This is a genomic window from Arthrobacter sp. NPDC080031, assembly GCF_040702485.1.
GTDB lineage: Bacteria > Actinomycetota > Actinomycetes > Actinomycetales > Micrococcaceae > Arthrobacter.
Window position 1 is genome coordinate 1 of record NZ_JBFBLA010000060.1, and the last position, 1894, is coordinate 1894.

Below are 1894 nucleotides of genomic sequence, written 5' to 3' on the forward strand. Positions count from 1 at the left end.
TCGGGCATGACGAATACTGGTCCGCCGACCAGCGGGCCAGCGTGCAGGCGGCCCGGGACGCCGGGGTGAACCTTGCGTTCTTCAGCGGCAATGAATTGTTCTGGAAGACCCGCTGGGAGCCGAGCGCCGATGGCAGCAGCACGCCGGGGCGGACGCTGGTGGCGTACAAGGACACGCATTTCGATGCACCCACGGATCCTGTCACGTGGACGGGATCGTGGCGGGATCCGCGGTTCGGTACGGCCAGCGGCGCAGGCAACCCGGAAAACGCCCTGACGGGCCAGTTCTTCCTGGTGAACTCCGGGACCACGGACATTCAGGTTCCAGACCAGTTCGGCCAGTACCGGTTGTGGCGCAATACCGATGCCGCGAACCTGAGCGCCGGGCAGACCCTCACGCTCGGCTCAGGAATCGGCACCCTAGGCTATGAATGGGATATTGATGCCGACAACGGCTTCCAGCCCGCCGGCGTGCTCAAACTATCCTCAACGACGGTCGATGACGCCGAGGTCTTCACCGATTACGGTTCGCAGACCGCCCAGGGGAAAACGGCCACCCACAACCTCACCCTGTACAAGGCTCCCAGCGGGGCCCTCGTCTTCGGTGCCGGCACCGTGCAGTGGCCGTGGGGGCTGGACGGTTTCACCACCGGCAAGGCCACGGACCGGAACATGCAGCAGGCCACCGTCAACTTGTTTGCCGACATGGGCACCCAACCCGCGACGCTCGCGGCCGGGCTCGTGGCCGCCACGGCGTCCACCGACACAACGGCTCCCGTCGCCACCATCACCTCGCCCGTCACCGGGACCAGCCTGGCCGACGGCACCAAGGTCACCATCAGCGGCACGGCCTCGGACGCCGGCGGCGTGGTAGCCGGGGTGGAGATCTCCACCGACGGCGGCACCAGCTGGCATCCCGCGAACGGCACGACCAACTGGAGCTACAGCTGGCTCGCGCACGGCACCCCGAGCTCAACCATCAAGGTCCGCGCCACCGACGACAGCGGCAACATCCAAGGCTCCCCGGCCGGCATCACGGTCAACATCGCCTGCCCCTGCTCCATGTACGGCACCAACGCCACGCCCACAGCGACAGGCATCGATTCCGGCGACAACCGCTCAAGCGAGCTCGGCGTGAGGTTCACTTCCGACGCCGCGGGAACCATCAGCGCCATCCGCTTCTACAAAGGCACCAGCAACAAGGGAACCCACGTAGGCAGCCTGTGGACCACCGGGGGCCAGCTGCTGGCCACCGGGACGTTTGCCAACGAAACGGCTACCGGCTGGCAGACCCTGACCTTTGCCCAGCCGGTCGCCGTTGCAGCCAACACGACCTACGTGGCCTCCTACTTCGCCCCCGTCGGCCACTACTCCCAGGAAGAGGACTACTTCTACCCGCACCCCTCCGCCTCACCAGCCGGCAACAACAGCGTCGACAGCCCCCCGCTGCACTTCCTGCGGAATACCGCGAGCAACCCCAACGGCCTGTACAGCCTCAGCACCAGCTCAACCTTCCCCACCCAGACCTACCGCGCCGAGTACTACTGGATCGACGTAGTCTTCAACCCGTCCACGCCTGTGGCCCCGGCCGTGACGTCAACGTCGCCCGCGTCCGGGGCGACCGGGGTGGCGGCCAACACCGCGGTCTCGGCCACCTTCAACCAGGCGGTGACGCCCGGTTCGGTCGCTTTCACCCTCAAGGACGCTGCCAACGCCACCGTGACCGGGACGCTGACATATGACGGTGCCACCAATACGACAACGCTGACACCAACAGCGGCCTTGGCGGACAGCTCGACGTACACCGCCACCATCAGCGGCGCCACCAACAGCACCGGCCAAACCATGACGGCTCCGTACAGCTGGACCTTCACCACGGTGTCCGCGCCGCCCGC

At 66.8% G+C, this 1894-nt stretch carries 1 protein-coding gene; it reads left to right on the forward strand.

The window, feature by feature from the left end; all coding sequences use genetic code 11:
* The coding region (locus AB0323_RS23945) for a DUF4082 domain-containing protein (RefSeq protein ID WP_366179545.1) at positions 1-1894 on the forward strand (1894 nt) is incomplete at both ends.